This window comes from Mycobacterium sp. AMU20-3851, from assembly GCF_043974665.1.
Taxonomy (GTDB): Bacteria; Actinomycetota; Actinomycetes; order Mycobacteriales; family Mycobacteriaceae; genus Mycobacterium.
This window is the reverse complement of record NZ_CP146371.1, coordinates 655,908-675,665: the sequence shown is the minus strand read 5'-3', so window position 1 is coordinate 675,665 and position 19,758 is coordinate 655,908. Positions and strand designations below refer to the sequence as shown.

Annotated in this window: 20 protein-coding genes; 11 read left to right on the top strand and 9 right to left on the bottom strand. The window is 68.5% G+C overall.

Going from position 1 to position 19,758, the window contains the following annotated elements; genetic code table 11:
- Positions 1-14: 14 nt before the first annotated feature.
- The 3 genes from V4U86_RS03280 to V4U86_RS03270 all read left to right on the top strand — a co-directional run bounded on the left by V4U86_RS03280 (position 15) and on the right by V4U86_RS03270 (position 3,026).
- Positions 15-380, top strand: a complete 366-nt coding sequence (locus V4U86_RS03280) for a hypothetical protein (RefSeq protein ID WP_395309867.1) — start codon at positions 15-17, stop codon at positions 378-380.
- A gap of 121 nt (positions 381-501) precedes the next feature.
- Positions 502-2,556 carry a DUF4185 domain-containing protein gene (locus tag V4U86_RS03275; protein WP_395309866.1) on the top strand — a complete coding sequence of 685 codons (2,055 nt, stop codon included), beginning with the start codon at positions 502-504 and terminating at the stop codon, positions 2,554-2,556.
- Positions 2,557-2,558: 2 nt separating this feature from the next.
- Positions 2,559-3,026 carry a hypothetical protein gene (locus V4U86_RS03270; protein WP_395309865.1) on the top strand — a complete coding sequence of 156 codons (468 nt, stop codon included), beginning with the start codon at positions 2,559-2,561 and terminating at the stop codon, positions 3,024-3,026.
- Here the strand turns inward: V4U86_RS03270 and V4U86_RS03265 are convergent.
- A complete protein-coding gene (locus V4U86_RS03265; protein WP_395309864.1) occupies positions 3,023-3,304 on the bottom strand; it encodes a hypothetical protein in 282 nt (93 codons plus the stop codon). The two genes, V4U86_RS03270 and V4U86_RS03265, sit on opposite strands and share 4 nt — an antisense overlap.
- 158 nt (positions 3,305-3,462) lie before the next feature.
- Between V4U86_RS03265 and V4U86_RS03260 the strand changes: the two genes are divergently transcribed.
- The 6 genes from V4U86_RS03260 to V4U86_RS03235 all read left to right on the top strand — a co-directional run bounded on the left by V4U86_RS03260 (position 3,463) and on the right by V4U86_RS03235 (position 9,533).
- Entirely contained in the window at positions 3,463-4,641 is a 1,179-nt protein-coding gene (locus V4U86_RS03260; protein WP_395309863.1) for an XdhC family protein, read from the top strand.
- A 112-nt stretch (positions 4,642-4,753) separates the two neighbouring features.
- Entirely contained in the window at positions 4,754-7,129 is a 2,376-nt protein-coding gene (locus V4U86_RS03255; protein WP_395309862.1) for a xanthine dehydrogenase family protein molybdopterin-binding subunit, read from the top strand.
- 3 nt (positions 7,130-7,132) lie between these two features.
- Positions 7,133-7,825 carry an SRPBCC family protein gene (locus V4U86_RS03250; RefSeq protein WP_395309861.1) on the top strand — a complete coding sequence of 231 codons (693 nt, stop codon included), beginning with the start codon at positions 7,133-7,135 and terminating at the stop codon, positions 7,823-7,825.
- The gene (locus tag V4U86_RS03245; protein WP_395309860.1) at positions 7,822-8,697 is read left to right on the top strand and encodes an FAD binding domain-containing protein; all 876 of its coding nucleotides are present in this window, start codon (positions 7,822-7,824) and stop codon (positions 8,695-8,697) included. Before V4U86_RS03250 ends, V4U86_RS03245 begins: the two co-directional genes overlap by 4 nt.
- Positions 8,690-9,163, top strand: coding sequence for a (2Fe-2S)-binding protein (locus tag V4U86_RS03240; RefSeq protein WP_395309859.1), 474 nt, complete (start codon positions 8,690-8,692; stop codon positions 9,161-9,163). The genes V4U86_RS03245 and V4U86_RS03240 overlap by 8 nt, the downstream gene beginning before the upstream one ends.
- 28 nt (positions 9,164-9,191) lie before the next feature.
- Entirely contained in the window at positions 9,192-9,533 is a 342-nt protein-coding gene (locus V4U86_RS03235; RefSeq protein ID WP_395309858.1) for a DUF732 domain-containing protein, read from the top strand.
- On the opposite strand, the gene V4U86_RS03230 is transcribed toward V4U86_RS03235, so the two are convergent.
- The gene (locus tag V4U86_RS03230) at positions 9,530-10,366 is read right to left on the bottom strand and encodes an SDR family oxidoreductase (protein ID WP_395309857.1); all 837 of its coding nucleotides are present in this window, start codon (positions 10,364-10,366) and stop codon (positions 9,530-9,532) included. The genes V4U86_RS03235 and V4U86_RS03230 overlap by 4 nt on opposite strands.
- A 59-nt stretch (positions 10,367-10,425) precedes the next feature.
- Here V4U86_RS03230 and V4U86_RS03225 point away from each other — a divergent pair, with 59 nt between their 5' ends.
- Both V4U86_RS03225 and V4U86_RS03220 read left to right on the top strand, forming a co-directional pair.
- On the top strand, positions 10,426-10,593 hold the full coding sequence (locus V4U86_RS03225; RefSeq protein ID WP_395309856.1) for a hypothetical protein: 168 nt from the start codon (positions 10,426-10,428) through the stop codon (positions 10,591-10,593).
- On the top strand, positions 10,594-12,057 hold the full coding sequence (locus V4U86_RS03220) for an alpha,alpha-trehalose-phosphate synthase (UDP-forming) (RefSeq protein ID WP_395309855.1): 1,464 nt from the start codon (positions 10,594-10,596) through the stop codon (positions 12,055-12,057). It abuts the gene before it with no gap.
- 79 nt (positions 12,058-12,136) lie between these two features.
- On the opposite strand, the gene V4U86_RS03215 is transcribed toward V4U86_RS03220, so the two are convergent.
- From V4U86_RS03215 to V4U86_RS03185, 7 genes are read right to left on the bottom strand one after another with little or no spacing between them, the layout of a single operon-like run.
- Positions 12,137-12,622 carry a mammalian cell entry protein gene (locus tag V4U86_RS03215; protein WP_395309854.1) on the bottom strand — a complete coding sequence of 162 codons (486 nt, stop codon included), beginning with the start codon at positions 12,620-12,622 and terminating at the stop codon, positions 12,137-12,139.
- Positions 12,622-13,317 carry a mammalian cell entry protein gene (locus V4U86_RS03210; protein WP_395309853.1) on the bottom strand — a complete coding sequence of 232 codons (696 nt, stop codon included), beginning with the start codon at positions 13,315-13,317 and terminating at the stop codon, positions 12,622-12,624. The genes V4U86_RS03215 and V4U86_RS03210 overlap by 1 nt, the downstream gene beginning before the upstream one ends.
- The gene (locus V4U86_RS03205; protein ID WP_395309852.1) at positions 13,318-15,096 is read right to left on the bottom strand and encodes a virulence factor Mce family protein; all 1,779 of its coding nucleotides are present in this window, start codon (positions 15,094-15,096) and stop codon (positions 13,318-13,320) included. It abuts the gene before it with no gap.
- On the bottom strand, positions 15,096-16,259 hold the full coding sequence (locus V4U86_RS03200; RefSeq protein ID WP_395309851.1) for an MCE family protein: 1,164 nt from the start codon (positions 16,257-16,259) through the stop codon (positions 15,096-15,098). Before V4U86_RS03200 ends, V4U86_RS03205 begins: the two co-directional genes overlap by 1 nt.
- Complete coding sequence (locus tag V4U86_RS03195; RefSeq protein WP_395309850.1) at positions 16,256-17,656, bottom strand: MCE family protein; 1,401 nt, start codon at positions 17,654-17,656, stop codon at positions 16,256-16,258. Before V4U86_RS03195 ends, V4U86_RS03200 begins: the two co-directional genes overlap by 4 nt.
- A complete protein-coding gene (locus V4U86_RS03190; RefSeq protein ID WP_395309849.1) occupies positions 17,653-18,711 on the bottom strand; it encodes an MCE family protein in 1,059 nt (352 codons plus the stop codon). Before V4U86_RS03190 ends, V4U86_RS03195 begins: the two co-directional genes overlap by 4 nt.
- The gene (locus V4U86_RS03185; RefSeq protein WP_395309848.1) at positions 18,704-19,741 is read right to left on the bottom strand and encodes an MCE family protein; all 1,038 of its coding nucleotides are present in this window, start codon (positions 19,739-19,741) and stop codon (positions 18,704-18,706) included. The genes V4U86_RS03190 and V4U86_RS03185 overlap by 8 nt, the downstream gene beginning before the upstream one ends.
- Between the last annotated feature and the right edge of the window lie 17 nt (positions 19,742-19,758).

Genomic DNA, 19,758 nt, shown 5'->3' with positions numbered 1-19,758 from the left:
TGTAGGTTCTCCCTATGTCGGACGCCGGTTTCTGGATCGCGTGGGGTCTGCCGACCCAGGGCCGCGAGCCACACGCCCTCGAAACCCTCAAACGGTCCCGCTCGTTCCTGGTCGAACTGACCGAGAGCGGACGCATCGAACGCCACGACGTGGTGATCCTGCGACCACAGACCAGCGAACTCGGCGGCTTCTTCCTGGTGCAGGGCAGCACCGAGCAGATCGACGCGCTGCGGCGCGACGCCGACTTCGAGCGGTGGGTCAACCAGGTGCAGATCGTCGCCGATCGGGTCGCCATCGTCGACGCCTGGGTCAACGACGGCATCGACGAGGCCACCGACCTCTACACCGAAGCCCTGCGCGAAGCCGGACTGATCGACTGAAAGCCCACGTCACGTGCAACCCATGTGACCGCTGAGGTATTTGCCTCTTCCACAATCACGCGGATTGTTGTTGGATGTCAGTACTTGTTGGGCCGGGGGCGGACAGCACGGAGGCACCTGCATGGGCTCAGCGGCGTATTTCGGGCGGGGCAGTGGGTTGGCGGTCGGCCGGGTCGGAGGACTTGCGGTCGCATTGGGAGTCGGCACCGCGATCGCCACCGGAGGCGGTATCGCCGTCGCCGACACCACCGATTCGTCGACGAGCTCCTCGGCCAAGGACTCCTCCTCGAGTCCGGCCGGGTCGGACTCGCCCTCCGGAGCCGGCTCCTCCGACAGCAAGACCGACACCGGGAGTTCGTCGCCCGAGAAGGCTGACGACCCAGACACCGGATCGGACACCGGCACCGGTAAAGACACCGGGACCGAATCCGCCGGGGATGCCGAACCCGAGGCTTCGGAGCAGAAGAGCACCAAACGGGCCCGGCCGACGCTGCGCTCGGCGGACCGGAAACCGTTCGGTGTGCGCAAGGCGGCTCGCCCGCAGGCGGCGCCCCCAACCGAGGACGCAAGCTCCGGCGACGCCACGGCACCCGCATCGGTCGCCGGCACCGCGGCTTCCGCACCGGCCGTCACCGCCGGTGCACCCGCCGACCCCACCGATACCCTCGAAAAGGCGGACAAGGTGGCGGTTTTCGCCACCGCGCAGGCACTGGCATCGACCGTCACGGCCACCGTCGAACGCCGGTCGACCCCGATCGCGGTGGCACCACCCAACCCGGTGACCGCTGTGGTCAAGGTGGTGTCCAAGGTGCTGGACTGGGCGGCCGGTGTGGTCCCCGGTTCCCCGTCGAACCCGACGCTGGCCTGGACCCTGCTGGCCTTCGCCCGGCGTGAGGTCGACAACCTGCTGTCCCGGCTCAGTCCGTCCCACGCCGCGAGCACCGGCGGCGTTGCCGCCGACAACATCTCGCTCGCCCTGGCCGCCGCCAACGCCCGCCCTGGCTTCCCCCGCCCGGGGGCGCAGGTCAGCGGTTCGACCACCTTCATCGACTGGGTGACCGGGAACTTCCCGCCGAACGACACCTTCAACCGGTACGGCATCTGGGGTACCGACATCGGCACCATGTGGGACAACGGGATTCCCGACGACCCGAACACCCCGATCAACGAGAACCAGGTGCTGATCGCCTTCGGCGACACCTTCGGCGGGCCGAACATGACCGGAACCTGGCGGCTGAACACCCTGTTCCGCAGCTCGGACCGCGACCTCGGCAACGGGATGACCGTCCCGGGCGGACAATGGCTGAACGGCAACATGTTCGGCGGTTCACCGCTGTGGGAGGAAACGTACGCCCGGCAGATCATCCTGCCCGAACGGCTGCCCCGTGGCCTGCCCACCGGGGTCACCCTCATCCCGACCGCCGGTATCTCGGTGCCCACCCCGGGAACCAAGTACGGCGCAACGCAGTACGTCAGCTTCATGTCGGTCAAGCAGTGGGGTGCGGCGGGGTCGTGGACGACGAACTATTCGGCGATCGCCTACTCCGAGGACAACGGCGAGAACTGGTACATCTCACCGAAGAGCGTGCGGACCAACTCCCCGATCGGGGGTAACAAGAACTTCCAGCAGGCCGCGTTCGTCCGCCCCGGCGACGGGTTCGTCTACTCCTACGGCACCCCCAACGGCCGCCAGGGGCAGGCCTACCTGTCTCGGGTGGCCGAGGGCGACATCCTCGACGTCACCAAGTACGAGTACTACAGCAAGGGCAGCAAGGGCGGACTGTTCGGCATCGGCGCCTACAAGGCCGGCTGGTACCGCAACGACCCGTCCAAGGCCACCCCGATCTTCGGCAAGGAGAAGGGCGCCTGCGGCGTGAGCAAGGCCGGTAACCAGGTCAGCGAGATGTCGGTGCAGTACAACGCGACACTCGGCAAGTACGTGGCGATGCATGGCGATCAGTACAACAACATCATCCTGCGCACCTCGGACACCCCGGAGGGCGCCTGGTCCGGGCCGACCGTGGTGATGGGCCAGCAGAACGGCGGGATCTACGCACCGATGATGCACCCGTGGTCCCCGTCGACCTTGGGTACCGGTACCGACCTGTACTGGAACCTGTCGATCTGGAGCGAGTACAACGTCATGCTGATGAAGACCGACCTGACCAAGCTGTAGCCGTGCGCCGACTCGCCATCCCCCTGTTCGCCGCCGCCCTCCTGGCGGCGGCCCCGGCGCATGCCGATCCGGTTATACCGCAGCCTGATTCGACGTGTCCGGCGGAGCTCGAGGGAGCGGCCACCATGCCGCCGGGCCGCTCGCTGCCGATGATCTGCCAGAACCAGCGGTGGCAACCCGCCACCGCCCCCGGCGATCCCAGTGACCGCTGGGTCAGCTTCGGCTCGCCCATGGCCCTGCACGGCGGCGGCCTGCGCAACCCGAATCTGGAAGCCGGTTCCTGGACGGCCACACCGCTGGACCCGGGCACGGCGTGCGCGGCCACTCAGCAGACGGTGGTCAGCGCAGGCGTCCTCGGCAGTCCGGTCACCGCCGAAGGCGCTCCCGGACAACGGCTTTCACTGCAGGTATTGCCCAGCCTGTTCGATATCTCGATGACCGGGCACTGCCTGTGGGTCCGGTCCCCCTAGGGGCACCAGGTCACGACGCCATAGGGGCCGGTCACACACGGAAGGTTGATGTGCAGTCCGGAACCCGGGCGATGATCGCGGTCGTTGCGCCAGCCGCGGTCGTCGCGCCGGTCGTTGCCCCATCCGCGATCCTGCGCGAAGTCCATTCCGCTACCGGCGTAAACCGGCGGCGCCGCGCTCGCAGTGCCGGTGCCGACACCCAGCACCACTCCGAGCCATGCGGCGCCGACCGCGCCCGCGATGCCCGCACGGCGTACGAATTCGTTCCATCCACTCATGATGGTGTCCCCTCTTCACAACCCAGCAGTCGATGATCGAGTCCCCCGACCCGTCACCGATGAACCCATTCGGGGGGCACATCGCACTCGAACACAAATTAGCACAGCTAATCGACACCGGGCCGACCGCCTCGGCGGTACTACATAGACTCCAGAATGTGCGCGAGGTTCTCGACGACCTGATGACCACCTGGCGGAGCGGCGGGACCGCCGGTCTGGCCACCGTCGTGCGCACCATCAAATCCGCGCCCCGCCCGGCCGGCGCCGCACTGGTGGTCGCCCCCGACGGGAGCGTGGCGGGGTCGGTGTCCGGTGGATGCGTCGAAGGGGCGGTCTACGAACTGGCCACCGAGGTGGTCGCGACCGGGGCCCCAGCCCTGCAGCGCTACGGGATCAGCGACGATGACGCCTTCGCGGTCGGACTGACCTGCGGGGGCATCCTCGACGTGTTCGTCGAACCGGTGTCCCAGCAGACGTTCCCGCAGCTCGGCGAGGTGGCCGCGGCGATTGCCGAGCACCGCCCGGTCGCGGTGGCCACGGTGATCGCGCATCCCGACCCGGCCCGGCGGGGCCGCCGACTCGTCGTGCAACCCGATACCCAGGCGGGCAGCCTGGGTTCCGAGCGCGCCGACGCCGCGGTGGCCGACGACACCCGCGGGCTGTTGTTGGCCGGCCGCACCGCCGTGCTGTCCTACGGACCCGACGGGGAACGCGTGGACGAGACCTCCGGCGAATCCGACACCGGCATGGAGGTGTTCGTCGCCAGTTACGCGCCGCCGCCACGCATGGTGATCATCGGCGCCATCGACTTCGCCGCCGCCCTGGCCCAGCAGGCCTCCTTTCTCGGCTACCGCGTCACCGTCTGCGATGCCCGGCCGGTTTTCGCCACGCCGGCCCGTTTCCCGTCCGCCGACGAGGTCGTGGTGGATTGGCCGGACCGCTATCTGCGCGGCCAGCAGGCCCTCGATGCGATCGACGGCCGCACCGCCATCTGCGTGCTGACCCACGACCCCAAGTTCGACGTGCCCGCGCTCGAGGTGGCGCTGCGGTTGCCCGAGGTCGGCTACATCGGGGCGATGGGCTCCCGGCGCACCCACACCGACCGGCTGGCCCGGCTACGCGAGGCCGGGCTGACCGAGTCCGACCTGGTCCGGCTGTCCAGCCCGATCGGTCTGGATCTGGGCGCCCGCACGCCCGAGGAGACCGCCGTCTCGATCGTCGCGGAGATCATCGCCCGGCGCTGGGGCGGCGGGGGCCGCCCACTCACCGCCGTGGATGGCCGGATTCACCACGACATGGCCGGACAGCCCGCCGCCACCAGTGTCGACGTGCGGTAACGGGACTCTCTTCTTTTGCAATTCTCGCTCTCGGGGTAGGCTAACGCCCGTCTCAAAGTGGTGTGACACAGCCCACTTACACGCGCAAGCGATCGATGGACAGGAGCCACCCGTGACGGGAACCGTCGCCGCCCGCTACGCAGGCACCCGGGTACCACGCATCGAAGACTCCCGCCTTCTGACGGGCAGCGGAACCTTCGTCGACGATGTGCAGCGGCCCGGCATGCTGCATGCCTGCTTCGTGCGCAGCCCGTTCGCCCACGCCACCATCAACGGCATCGACACCGCAGCCGCCCTCGCCCTGCCTGGCGTGCACGCGGTCTTCACCGCCGCCGACATCAACCCCGATGTCCGCGAGTCCTGGCATGCGGTGGCCGGCAAGGACGTGCCGGACACCCCGCGCCCGCCGCTGGCCGAGGGCGAGGTGAAGTTCGTCGGCGATCCGGTCGCCATCGTCGTCGCCAACAGCCGACGGCTGGCCGAGGACGCCGTGGACCTGGTCGACGTCGATTACACCCAGCTGCCCGCCGTCGCCGATTTCCGCAAGGCGATCGGCGGGGCCGAGGCCGACGTCCCGGTCGTGCACGAGGCCTACCCCGACAACGTCGCCGGCGGCATGGGCGGCATGCCGCCGGACGAGGAGGTGTTCGCTAACGCCGCCCATGTGGTGAAAGAGCGCATCTACCAACAGATGTACGTCCCGGTGCCGATGGAGACCCGCGGCATCGTGGTGGAATGGGTGGCCAGCACCTCCGAGCTCACCATCTGGGGCTCCACCCAGACCCCGCACGAGCTGCGCGCGTTCGCGGCGCGACTGCTCGGCATCCCCGCCCAGGGTGTACGTGTCATCGTGCGCGATACCGGCGGCGGCTTCGGGCAGAAGGTGGTGCCGATGCGCGAGGACATGTGCATCATGCTGGCCGCGCGCAAGGTGTCCGGCCCGCTCAAGTGGATCGAGGACCGCCGGGAGAACCTGATGTCGGCCGGTCAGTCCCGGCACGTCGACGGCACCGTCCGGATGGCCTTCGACGCCGACGGCAAGATCCTGGCCGCCGACATCGATTTCATCCAGGACATCGGCGCCTACCCGACGCCGTACCCGGTGCTCACCACCGCGGCGATCGGCATGTTCTTTCCGGGCCCGTACCGAGTGCCGAAGTCCAGCTTCAACTACAAGACGGTGTTCTCCAACACCCCGGGTCTGCACGCCTACCGCGGTCCGTGGCAGTACGAAACCCTCACTCGGGAAATGCTGCTCGACATCGCGGCCCGCAAGATCGGCATGGACCCGGCCGAACTGCGCCGGATCAACATCCTGCGCGGTGACGAGATGCCGTTCTTCAACCCCAACGGCATGCCGTACGACAACTGCGCACCCGCCGACACCTTCGAGCAGGCCGTCAAGATCCTGGACCTGGAGGGCTTCCGCAAGGAGCAGGCCGACGCGCTGGCCCAGGGCCGCTACATCGGGTTGGGCTTCTCGGCCTACATCGAGCCCACCGGCGCGGCGACCGGGAACCTGGCCACCGAGGGTGCCACCATCCGGATGGAGTCGACCGGCAAGATCAACGTCTACGTCAACGGCGGTTCCAGCGGCAACAGCATCGAGACCACCGTCGTCCAGCTGACCGCAGATGTGCTGGGCGCCAACATCAACGATGTGGCCACCATCCAGGGCGACACCGCGGTGACCCCGTACGGCGCGGGCACCCAGGGCAGCCGCAGCGGACCGATGACCGCGGGCGCGGTCAACGAGGCCGGCACCATCCTGCGCGGCCAGATCGTGGCGATCGCGGCCCAGATGCTCGGGGCCGAGGCCGACGCGATCGAGCTCACCGACTCGCGGGCCGTGCTCCGCGACGACCCCGAGACCAGCGTCAGCTTTGCCGACATCGCCTACCGGTCCTACTACGACCCCGCTCAACTCGGTGGTGTCTCCCCCACCCTGGAGGCGACCGCACGGTTCAACTCCCAGGCGATGATCCACTGGGCCAACGCCACTCACGCCTGCACCTGCGAGGTCGACATCGTCACCGGCCAGGTCACGCTGACCCGGTACATCGTCAGCGAGGACGTCGGCCCGATGATCAACCCGAACGTGGTGGAAGGTCAGGTCGCCGGCGGCACCGTGCAGGGCATCGGCGGAGCGCTGCTCGAACACCTCGCCTACGACGACGCCGGTAACCCGATCGCCTCCACGTTCGTGGACTATCTGCTGCCCACCGCCACCGAGGTGCCACCCATCGAGTTCGGGCACGTCGAGATTCCCGGACCCGGCGTCGGCGGCTACAAGGGCGCCGGCGAGGGCGGGGCCATCGGCTCCCCGCCCGCGGTGATCAACGCCATCAACGACGCCCTCGCGCCGCTGGGCGTCACGGTCACCTCGATGCCGGCCACCCCAGCGACCATCATCGAACTCATCGAGCAAGCTGCTTCCGGAGGGCTGGAGCGAAGCGACTCGGGAATCACTACAGGAAAGGACCGCTGAAACGTGGAACTCAACAACGAATTCCGGGTCGCGGTCCCGGCCGCCACGGTCTGGGAAGTGTTCACCGATGTGGAGCGGGTGGCCCCGTGCCTGCCCGGCGCCACACTGCTCAGTGTCGACGGTGACGACTTCACCGGCGCGGTGAAGGTCAAGGTCGGCCCGATCACCGTGTCCTACAAGGGTGTAGCCAGCTATCAGGAGAAGGACGCCGCCGCCCAGCGGTTGGTGCTCAAGGCCGAGGGCAAGGAGACCCGGGGCAACGGAACCGCCGCGGCCACCGTCACCGCCCAGCTCAAGCCCGAAGGCGACGCCACCCACGTGGTGATCACCACCGACCTGGCGATCTCCGGCAAGGCCGCGCAGTTCGGCCGGGGGGTGCTGGCCGACGTCTCCGGCAACCTCATCGCCCAGTTCGCCCGCAGCCTGGAGGCCGAACTGCTCGGTGACACACCGGCATCGGCGACCGCGGCGCCGACCGCCGAGACGGCCGCGGTCGCGGCCCAGCCCGCCGCCGATTCGGTGGATCTGCTCAAGGTCGTCGCGGTGCCGATGGCCAAGCGGTTCGCGCCGGTCCTCGCCGCCGCAGCCGCCGCGGGAGCCGTCGGGTTCCTGGTCGGCCGCAAGCGCAAGACTGTCCATCCCGCGGCCGCCAAGACCGATGAGGTGCTCGCCGCGCTGTCGAAGCTGCTCGCGTGAAAGCCGCCCCGTTCGACTACCACCGCCCCGCCACCGTGGCCGAGGCGGTGCAGACGCTCGCCGAGTTCGGTGACGAGGCCAAGGTGCTCGCCGGCGGTCAGAGCCTGATCCCGCTGCTGGCCATGCGGCTCACGCATTTCGAGAATCTGGTGGACATCTCCCGGGTCCCGGAACTGCAAGGTATCGACCTGGTGGGCGACGAGGTCGTCATCGCCGCCGGCACGTCGCACGCGCTGGTCGGGATGGACGATGAGGTGGCCGAATCGGTGCCGCTGCTGTCGCTGGCCGCCCCGCATATCGGACACTTCCAGATCCGCAACCGGGGCACCCTCGGCGGTGCCATCGCCCACGCGGACCCGGCGGCCGAGTTCGCGGCCGTGGCTTTGACTCTCGATGCCACCATGGTCGCCGCCTCGGCCCGTGGCGACCGGCAGATCGCGGCCGCCGACTTCTTCACCGGACTGTGGGAGAACTCGCTGGCCGCCGATGAGCTGCTGCGTGCGGTCCGATTCCCGGTGTGGTCCGGGCGGGTCGGGTTCGGCGTGCACGAATTCGCGCGCCGGCACGGCGATTTCGCGATCGCCGGGGCCACCGTGGCGGTCGAGTTGGACGACGACGATCGGGTGCTGCGCTGCGGTGTGGGCTTGCTCGGGTTGGGCTCCACCCCGGAACGTGGCACGCCCGCCGAACGGGCCATCACGGGTCGGCCGGTCACCGAGATCACCGCCGAGGAATTCGGCCGGCTGGCACTGTCCGAGCTCCAGGACGTACCGACCGATCTGCAGGGCTCACCGTCCTACCGCCGACGCGTCGGCGCGGCGATGGTGGCCCGGGCCTGGACCGACGCAACCACGGAGGCGCTCGATGCCTGAAATACCCGTCAACCTATCGGTGAACGGTCGCGAGTACACCGGCACCGTCGAGCCGCGGGTCACGCTGGCCGACCACCTGCGGGAGAACTGCGGGCTGACCGGCACCCACCTGGGCTGCGAGCACGGCGCGTGCGGCGCCTGCACGGTGCTGCTGGACGGTCAGGCCGTGCGGTCCTGCCTGGTGCTCGCCGTGCAGGCCGACGGCCAGGAGGTGACCACAGTGGAGGGCATCGCCTCGCCCGACGGTGAGCTGTCCCCGGTGCAGGCCGCCATGCGTGAATGCCACGGACTGCAATGTGGCTTCTGCACACCGGGATTCGTCACCAGTATCACCGCGTTGCTGCGCGACAACCCGGATCCCAGCGACGAGGAGATCCGGGAGGGGCTGTCCGGGAACTTCTGCCGCTGCACCGGCTATCAGGGGATCGTCAACGCTGTGAAGCGCGCCGCCGAACTGATGAACTGACCGCGCCGGCACCGGTACTGTGCGCCTGATGAGGCGAACAGCAGAGTTCATCGGGACCCGGACGATCGGCGCCGTCGCCGCAGTCCTGCTCACCGTCTCCACCGCGTCGGCCGCACCGGCCGTCGCCGACGAGCAGACCGACCAACAGTTCCTCTCGGTCATCGCCGAGCACGGCGTGCAGGCCGGCGACGATCCGGTCGGGCTGGCCCAGACGATGTGCCGCAAGCTGGGCAACGGCGGTAAGAAGGGCGTGCAGACCGCATTGACCTACATCCAGGACAACACCGACCTGGACAGCGAGGGGATCAGCACGTTCGCCGGCATCGCCGCCCAGGTGTACTGCCCGGACAAGGTCAAGAACGACGGTTAGTCGGGGATCACCCCGCGCAGCCCGTCGGCACCGAAGACCGGCTCCAGCATCGCCGACAGGTCCGGTCCGCGGCGCAGACCGTGCCCACCGTCGATGTTGATGACCTGACCGGTGATCCAGCCCGCGGCATCACTGAGCAGGAACACCGCGGCGTTGGCGATGTCCTCCACCTCCCCGTGCCGCGGCAGCGGGGTGTTGACCGCATAGTCGCCGCTGATCTCCGGTGAGGAGAGGATCGGCGCGACCATGTCGGTGGCGATCAGCCCCGGCCGGATCGAGTTGACCCGCACCCAGGACGGTCCGAGCTCATCGGCGGCCAGCATCATCAGATGGTCCAGCGCCGCTTTGGTGACACCGTAGGCGCCGAACCAGCGATGGGTGTTGCTCGCGGCGATCGACGAGATCCCGATGAAGGAGCCGCCGCCGCCCCGGACCAGTTCGCGCGCCGAATGTTTGAGCACGTACATGCTCCCGTTGACGTTCAGGTCGACCGCGCGGCGCCAGCCCTCGGAGTCCACCTGCGTCAGCGGTCCGATGGTCTCGGTGCCGCCTGCGCAGTGCACGACCCCGTGCAGCCGGCCGGTCCAGGCCGTCGCCACATCGACCGCCCGGGCCACCTCGTCTTCGTTGGTCACGTCGGCGGGTTCGAAGCGCACCTCGCCGTCCCCGCCGGCGGCGGTGATCTCCTCGGCAGCGGCAGCGAGTTTGTCGGCGTTGCGCCCGACCAGCAGCGCTTGCCCGCCGCTGGCTACCACGGCCGCCGCCACTCCCTTTCCGATACCGCTTCCGCCACCGGTCACCAGGACTGTCTGCCCCGCCAAAGAGATTTGCACGGCTACACATTTACACGGGCGCCGACCTCGGCGACCCGAACTTCGCCTAGAATCATCAGATGCCCGCTAAAACTGCTGATAGCGCCGAGATCGGCGACGTCGAGCCGCTGGCCGACGACACGGCCAACCAGGCCCGTCGCGTGGTCGCCGCCTATGCCACCGACGCCGAAGAATGTCGGACCTTCATGGCCATGCTCGGTATCGGACCGGCGAAGCCCGAGGCGTAGGTGACCTCCGGAGGCGGCCCGTCGACCGACTCCACCACACCCCAGGGCCTGGCTGACTTCGTCGTCGTGGCCAACCGGCTGCCGGTCGACCAGGTCGTACTGCCCGACGGTTCCACCACCTGGAAGCGCAGCCCTGGCGGCTTGGTCACCGCGCTGGAGCCGATCCTGCGCAAACAGCGCGGAGCCTGGATCGGCTGGCCCGGTGTCGCCGACGGTGACGAGGACCCGATCGTCCAGGACGATCTGCAACTGTTCCCGGTGCGGCTGTCCGCCGAGGACGTCGCGCTGTACTACGAGGGATTCTCGAACGCCACGCTGTGGCCGCTGTACCACGACGTCATCGTCAAACCGCAGTATCACCGGGAATGGTGGGACCGCTACGTCGAGGTGAACCGGCGCTTCGCCGAGGCCACCTCCCGGGCGGCCGCGCCCGGGGCCACCGTCTGGATCCAGGACTACCAGCTGCAGTTGGTGCCGAAGATGCTGCGCATGCTGCGTCCCGACCTGACCATCGGGTTCTTCCTGCACATCCCGTTCCCGCCCGTCGAGCTGTTCATGCAGATGCCGTGGCGCACCGAGATCATCGAGGGGCTGCTCGGCGCCGATCTGGTGGGCTTCCACCTGGCCGGCGGGGCCCAGAACTTCCTGATCCTGGCCCGCCGGCTGATCGGCGCCCACACCTCCCGCGGGACCGTCGGCGTGCGTGCCCGCTTCGGCGAGGTACAGGTCGGGTTCCGCACCGTCAAGGTCGGCGCCTTCCCGATCTCCATCGATTCGGGCGACCTGGACCGCAAGGCCCGGGCCAGGAGCATCCGCCAGCGCGCCCGCCAGATCCGTGCCGAGCTGGGCAACCCCCGCAAGCTGTTGCTCGGTGTGGACCGGCTCGACTACACCAAGGGCATCGACGTCCGGCTCAAGGCCTTCTCCGAACTGCTGGAGCAGGACCGCGCCGACCGCACCGACACCGTGCTGGTGCAGCTGGCCACCCCCAGCCGGGAGCGGGTGGAGAGCTACATCGAGATGCGGGAGGACATCGAGCGCCAGGTCGGCCACATCAACGGCGAGTACGGCGAGGTCGGCCACCCGGTCGTGCACTATCTGCACCGGCCGGTCCCGCGCGACGACCTGATCGCGTTCTTCGTCGCCGCCGACGTCATGCTGGTGACCCCGCTGCGCGACGGCATGAATCTGGTCGCCAAGGAGTACGTCGCCTGCCGCAGTGACCTCGGCGGCGCACTGGTGCTCTCCGAGTTCACCGGCGCCGCAGCCGAACTCCGGCAGGCCTACCTGTGCAATCCGCACCACACCGATGGCGTCCGGGACGCCATCGAGGAGGCGCTGAACCAGACCGTGGAGGAGGGCAAGCGCCGGATGCGCGCCCTGCGCCGCCAGGTACTGGCACACGACGTGGACCGGTGGGCGCGGTCCTTCCTGGACGCGTTGGCCGCCGCGAAGTCGGACTAGCCGCAGCGCGGGGGCCGAGATCGACGAAATGGCGTCGCCGTCTCGGCCTTTCGCGCCGGTTTGTTCGGTTGGGCGGGGATCAGATCGGGGTGATGTAGCTGATCAGCCACTTGCCGTCGACCTTCTGGTAGTCGACGCGCAGGCGGCTGCCGTCGTAGACCGGTTGCTTCGCCTTGTCGGTGACGGTGCGGTTCATGAACACCAGCACCGAGGCGGACTCCCGCGTCGCGTCCAGCAGTCCGGCGCCGACCGCGTGAGCCTGGCTGATGACCTGGCGTTCGCGGGCCTGCGGGATGATGTCGCGGGCCGCGCGGTCCTCGAACTCGCGGCGGTACTCCGGCGTCAGCAGCGTCGCGGCCTCGGTGAGGCTGCGCTCGACGGTCTGGAAGTCGTAGCCGAACACCTGCGGAATCTGCGCGATGGCCAGCGCGGGCAGTTCGGCGTTGGCAGCCGCCTGGGCGCGGGCCTGCACCCGGTCCCAATACAGCGTCCCGGCAAGCGCACTCAACGCGATCAGGCCGACGGAGAACACCGCGACGGCCAATTGGAGCAGTCTGGCGCGCATCAGTTTCCACCCTCGGGGTACTTCAGGTCGTAGCCGGTCATGTGACCGTTGTCGTCCTCGTGCACGATCACGCGCATGCGGTAGGGCTGCGACGGTTTGTTGACCCCGTCGATGTCGGTCACAGTCACCCGCACCGAGACGAGAACCGCGGCGTTGCCCCCGGTTTCGTCGATCTTCTCCAGCGCGGCACCGCTGATGACCGCCTCCGAGGTGGCATTGGTGTCCCGGAAGATCGCCTTCAGGTTGTCGACGTTGTTGTTCTGGCTCAACATGTCCCGCAGCGGACCGCTGGTGCCGTCGACGAACCGGTTGACGCTCTCGTCGATGGTGTTCTGGTCGTAGCTGAACATGTTCATCACGGTCTGTGACGCGGTGTCCACGAAGCGCTGCTGGCGTGCCTGTACGGCCTCGGACTCGGCGTGCTGAACCCACAGCACGGCCACCAGCGTCACCAGTGCGACCGCGGCGACCAGCGCCGCGGCTACCCCGACCTGCGCCACCCTGGTCAGGTGCGGCCGCCGCGGCGGCAACGGACCCAGCGCTGCCGGTGCCGGCGGCGGGGCGGGCTTGGTTACCGGGGTATCGACTTGTAGTACCGACTGCGCGGGCATCTCGGCGGCCGCCGCGGCCGGGCCTGCCGCACGGGACGCACGCCTGCGAGCCGGCCTACTCGTGGCCGGTTCCTGCTCAACCATTTACACCCGTCCTGGCGCCATCATCAGATCCACCCAATTCTCCGCGGGGGTGAACTCGTCGCTACCGGGGGCGAACACCCCGGTACCGCCGCTCGCCGGGTCGGCGAACTCACCCGTCTTCGGATCGTAGGTGGTCGTCAACGAAGCACTGGCCAGGGGCTGCTCGGCCGGCAACGGAGCCGGTGCGGGCGCCGGAGCGGGCGCCGGTGCGGGTGCCGCCGGAGGCAGCAGCCCGCCGGGCGGCGGCTCGATGCCCGGGGACGCCGAACCCGGCGGCCGGTAGATCGGCGTATTGGGCGGCAACGGCGGTGCCGGGGTCGTCCGGCCGTAGGGCGGCAGCACCTGGTCCGGCGGTGCCCGGAACGGCCACGGCGGGGCCGGAGCGTTGTCGTTCGGCGGCACCGGCAGCGGGAACGGCGCGTGCGGGGCCGGACCGGGACCCGGCTGCACACCCGGGGGCAGGTGCACCGCGGGCGGTCCCGGGTCGTAATCGGCGGCCGGCGGGATGTTCGGGAACTTGTTCGGCGGCGTGATGTTGCGCGGATCGGTGACCGGGGTGTCATACGGCACCGGCGGTCCCCGCCAGGGGTTGCTGCCGATCGGCACATAGCCGGCCGGGTCGCGGCACAGCTGCACGGTCGGTGCCCGCTTGCCCGGAAACTCCTGGCACGGGTAGTTGCGCGCACCGCGCACGACGCTCGGGTCGTTCTGTGCGGTCTTGCAGTACAGATCGGTGGGCAGCTCGCGCAGCGTGGTGTCGGCCGGCGAACGGATCTCGGTGGCCGGGATGAACCCGACGCTACACGGCGGCGGATCCCCCAGGGTCAGCTTGAAATCGAGCTTGCCGCCCTCGTCGGCAGGCAGGCCGCCACCGACGGTGATGAGCGCGGCCAGCAGCGCCGGGAAGATCACCAGGGCTTGCTCAAGCGACTTGTTGTAGATGACGCCGATCCGGCCGAAGTTGGCCAGGTTGGCCGCGAGCACCGGGAAGCTGGGGCGAATGCCGGCGAAGGTCGTGCTGGCCTCCGCGGCGGCGCCGGGCGCGGTCTGCAGCACCGACCGGAACTGCGGATCGGCGTTGGCAAGCTCGGAGGTGAGCCGGGCCAAACCATCGGCGGCGGACCGGATGTCGTCACCGGAGCGGATCTGGGCGTCCAGCAGCGGCCCGGCCTGATCGATCAGGGCGAGGGTCTCCGGCGAGCTGGCGTTGGCCTCGTCGACCAGCTGCCGTGCCGACTGGATCAGGCGGGCCAGCTCGGGCCCGGATCCGTTGAAGGCCTTGAACGTTTCGGAGAGAACATCCTGAATCCGGGTGTCCCCGAGGCTGCTCACCAGATCGTCGGCCTCGCGCAGCAGGCCGGCGATGTCCTGACCGATCGCGGTGTGGCCGACCCCGATGTTGGAGCCGTCCCGCAACAGGTCCGGACTCGGATCCCCGGGCGGCACCAGGTCGACGTACTGCTCGCCGACCGCCGACACACTCTTGACGGTCGCGGTGACGTTGGCCGGCACGTCGGTATCGGTGTTCAGTCGCATGTTCGCGACCACCCCGGCATCGGTGAGGCCCACCGACTCGACCCGCCCGATGGTGACGCCGCGGTAGGTGACGTTGGCGTTCTGGTACAGACCGCCACCGGCCACGAAATCGGCGGTCACGTTGTAGGTTCCGATGCCCAGCTTGGCGGGCACGTGCAGGTAGAACGCCGAGATCGCGGTCACGGTGAGCACCGTGACGAGCGCGAAGATCGACAGCTGTATCCGTGTCAAGCGGTCCCGCATTACGGCGTCCCCTCATGCTGCGTCGCCGTGCCGGGCGGGATCTTGAACGGGTCGGCGGCCTGTCCGGACAGGTTCGCCAGCGATCCGGTCAGGAAGTCCGGTGGGGTGATGATCTCGTTCATGTGCTTCATGTTCGGATCGAAGAACGAGGTACCGAAGATCGATTCGCCGAAGCGCCGCACCGTGAGGTCGAAGGTGGCGAATACGTTCAGATAGTCGCCGCGCACCGCGTTGCGCAGGTACTTGTAGTGGAACGGGAAGGTCGGCAGCAACTCCAGGCCCTTGATGAGGTCGTCACCGTTGTCGTTGAGCGCCTTGATCACCGGGTAAAGATCCTTGAGATCTGCGGCGAAATCCGCCTTCGTCTCGGTCAGGATCCGGGAGCCGACGACGGCGAACTTCTGCAAGGCGGAGAACGCGGAGACGATGTTGTCCCGGTTGTCGTTGAGCACCTTCAGCGCGTTGGGCAGGCTGTCCAGGGTGCGGCCCACATTGTCCTTGCTGCGGGCCAGCATTCCGGCGAACCGGTTCAGTCCCTCGGCGGCGGTGATGATGTCGTCGGTCTGCTGATCCAGCGATGCGGTCAGCTCGGCGAGCCTGGGCAGCAGGCCGGCGAAGCTCTCGGTGCGGCCGGCCACCGCCAGATGCGCCTCGTCCATGATGTCCTGCAGCGCACCGAGGTTGCCCTTGTTGACCACCACACCGAGCGAGGACAACACCTCTTCGGTGGTCGGGTACCGGCCGATGCTGCCCAACGGGATGTGCGAACCCTGCTTCAGTTGGCCGACCGGCTTGTCCAGCGGCTCGGCGAGCTGGACATGCTGGGATCCCAGCAGCGAGGTCTGGGCGACGGTGGCGGTGGCGTTCTGCGGGAGCTCGACATTGCCGTCCAGCGACAGCTGTACCGCGGCGTAGAAGGTGCCGTCGGGTCGCTGGACGGCCTCGATCCCGGACACGCTGCCGACGGTGACGTCGTCGAGCATGACCGGCGAGTTCTGCGGCAGGGTCGCCACATCGGGCAGTTCCACGGTGATCTGGTAGGACCCCGTGCCGTGCCCGGCGGTGCCCGGCATGTTCAGCGAGTTCAGCCCGCCGAACTGACAACCGGCCAGCATCAGCGCACCGGTCCCCAGTGCGGCGCTACGCAACAGGACGCGGGTCATCCCCCTGCCCCTTCCGTCGGAGCCGCTCCGGCCGGCGGCATCGGGCCCGGAGCCGCTCCGGCCGGCGACATCGGACCCGGAGCCGGCCCGGCCGGCGAGATCTGTCCGACCACCGCGGGCGGCGGCAGGATCAGCTGGCTCAGGTTGCCTTCGGGGCCCACCGTCGGCGGGGTGACGCCGGGTGCGGGCTGCCACTGCAGATACGGCACCGGCGTCTTGGCCTTGGCCTCGGTCTCCGGGGTGTCGTAGATGATCTGGCCCTTGTACGCGGTGATGGTCTCGACCGGGTGGAGCAAGATGGGCGGGTAATTCATCGTGATGCGCTTGAGCACCGGGCCCATCCGCTGCCGGCAGATCTCGGCGCGCTTGTAGTTGTCCGGCGACGCGCCCGCGTCGAAGGTGCCGCCGCAGATGAACTGCACCGGGTTGGCGAAGTTGGGCAGCGAGAGCAGACCACCGACGGTGCCCTGGGCCGGGTTGTAGATGTTGTAGAAGTTGGCCAGGCCGTTGGGCGTGATGTGCAGGACCTGCTCGATGTCGTCGCTGTGGTCGGTGAGGATCTGCGTGAAATCGGCGAGTTTCCCGACGGATTCGATCAGCTCCCCGTTCGACTCGCCGAGCAGTCCCTTCACGTCGCCGAGCGCCTGGTTCAGCACGCCGAGGGTGTTGTCCAGATCCTCGGTGCTCGATGCCAGCACCTGCGACACCGAGGACACGTGGTTGGTGAACTGCACGATCTGCTCGTTGCTGTTGGCCAGCGCGTCGACCAGCACCTGCAGGTTGCGCACGGTGCCGAACAGGTCGGTGCGGGAGTCCCCGAGACGGCCCGCGGTCTGGGACAGTTCGCGCAGCGCCTGCCGGAAGGAGTCACCGTTGCCGTCGAAGGTGTCGGCGGCCTGGTTGACGAAGGCGGTCAGCGGCCCCTGGACGCCGCCCTCCTTGGGCCCGAGTTGCGCGCTGAGCGCGGTCAGCTGTTCCTTGACCTCGTCCCATTCCACCGGGACGGCGGTGCGGTCCATCCCGATCTCCGCACCCGAGGCCATCACATCGCCCTCGGTGTAGGCCGGGGTGAGCTGGATGAACCGGGCGGACACCAGGTTCGGCGCGATGATCAGGGCCCGTGCATCGGCTGGGATGCGCACGTCGTCCTGCACGGTCATCTTGATCTTGACGTCGGTGGCCCGCGGCTCGATGGCGTCGATCCGCCCGACCGGGACCCCGACCACGCGCACCTCGTCACCCGGGTACAGCCCGACCGCGGTCGGGAAGTAGGCGACGATCTTGTTACCGCCGCGGTTCGGCCACACCAGGTACACACCGACGGCCAGCAGCACCGCCAGCGCGACCGCGAGGACGCCGCGCAGCCACTTGGATTTCTTCGGATCGGTTTGGGTCACGGCGACTTCGGCCTCACCAGGAGTCGTTCGGCGATCATGCCGCGCAGGTAGTCCGCGAGGCTGTCGGGTAGCTTGCCCGGCTGGAAGTAGGAATCCAGCAGGACCTCGGCGATGGCGGCCGGGGGCAGGCCGTACAGGTTGATCTGGAAGCCCGGCCCGGACCCGACCACCTCACCGAGTGCGGTCGCATACGGCGGCAGCCGGCGCAGCGCCTCACCGATGTGCTCGCGGCGCTCGAGCAGGTTGTCCATCACCTTGTTCAGGTTCTGCAGGGCGGGCAGGAACTCCCGCTTGTTGTCGGCGACGAAGCCCGAAAGCTGCTGGGAGACATCGTCGATACCGGCGATCAGGGTGCTCAGCGCCTGCCTGCGCTCGTCCAGGGCGGCGAACAGCAGGTTGCCGTCGGTGATCAACTGGTTGACCTGGTCGGCGCGCTGGGCCAACGTGTCGGACACCCGCTTGGCGTGCAGGAGCAGTTGCTCCAGTGCCTCGTCGCGCTTGTTCAGGCTGCGGCTCAGATCGGCCACCCCGTCCAGGGCGCCGCGCAGTTGCGGAGTGGCGTCCTTGAGGGTGTCGGTCAGCGTCTGCAGGGCCTGCTCGAAGCGCGGCTTGTCCAGCGCGGCGACATTGCTGCCGAGGTCCTGTAGTGCCGTGTTGAGCGTGTACGGAGTCGTGGTGCGGCCCACCGGAATCGACGTGGATTCACCGCTGCCGCCCGGCGTCACGGCCAGCAGCTTCTGGCCCAGCACGGTGTCGGTCTTGATCGCGACCAGTGTCTGGTTGCCGATCTTGATGTCCCGCGACACGGTGAAGTCGACCTTGGCCTGATCCCCGGCCAGCGACACCTCGGTGACCGAGCCGACCTTCACGCCGGAGACGGCCACGTCGTTGCCCGGGGTGATGCCGCCCGCGTCGGTGAAATATGCGGCGTAGGTGCGGCCCTGCGGATACCAGGGCAGCCCGGCGTACCCGAACGAGACCAGCACCAGGCAGGCCACCACGAAGATGCCCAGGATCCCGGTGCGGAGCGGATTGCTGCGGTCTGGACTAGCCATTCTCCGAGCACCTCCCCTTCGACGGGTCCGGCGGTCCGCCGAACGGGATCAGAATGTCGCTGCCTGCCGGCCCGTTGACCTTCAGCCGCACCGAGCAGTAGTAGACGTTGAAGAACGCTCCGTAGGCGCCGAGCGAGTTGAGCCGCATGTAGTTCTCGGCCAGCGGCTCGATCACCTTGTTCACGTCGCCCTTGCGCGCGTCGAGCAGTTGCATCAGCGGACGGGTGTTCTCCAGCACGCCCTGCAGCGGTCGGCGCGACGCCTCCAGCATCTCGGTCAGGTCGTTCTCTGCCGAGGCCAGCGGTGCGATGGCGCCGGCGATAGGGTCGCGGTTCTCGGCCAGTCCGGTGATGAGTCGCTGCAGTTCATCGACGCTGGCGTCGAACTGGGCGCCCTTCTCGTCGATGGTGCCGAGCACGGTGTTGAGATTGGTGATCACCTCACCGATGAGCTCATCGCGGGAGGCGAGGTTCTGACTGAACGCGCTGGTACTCGCGAGCAGGCTCTGCACCGCACCGCCCTGGCCCTGCAGCAGTTCGATCACCGCGTTGCTGACCTCGTTGACCTTGTTGCCGTCGAGGCCCTTGAGCACCGGGCGCAGCCCGCCCAGCAGGGCGTCGAGATCCAGTGCGGGCTGGGTGTTGTCCTTGGAGATCGTCGCCCCTGGCGGGAGCTTTTTGAGCTCTCCCGGCCCGGAGGTGATCTCCATGTACCGGTCACCCACCAGGTTCTCGTAGCGCACCACGGCCCGGGTGGAGGTGTAGAGCTGATAGCGCTTGTCGACGTCGAAGGCGACGTCGACAGTGTTGTCCGGGTTGAGCGTCACGGCGTTGACGGTGCCGACCGGGACACCGGCGATGCGGACATCCTGACCGGATTTCAGCCGGGACGCCTCGGCGAACGTCGCGTGGAACGAGTTGCTCGCGGAGAACCGGAACTGGCCGAATACCACGATCAGCCCAGCGGCGACCAGCACCATCGCAAGGCTGAAGACGGTGACATTGACCAGAGTGCGCTTGTGACTGTCCATCAGCAGATGACCTCGAT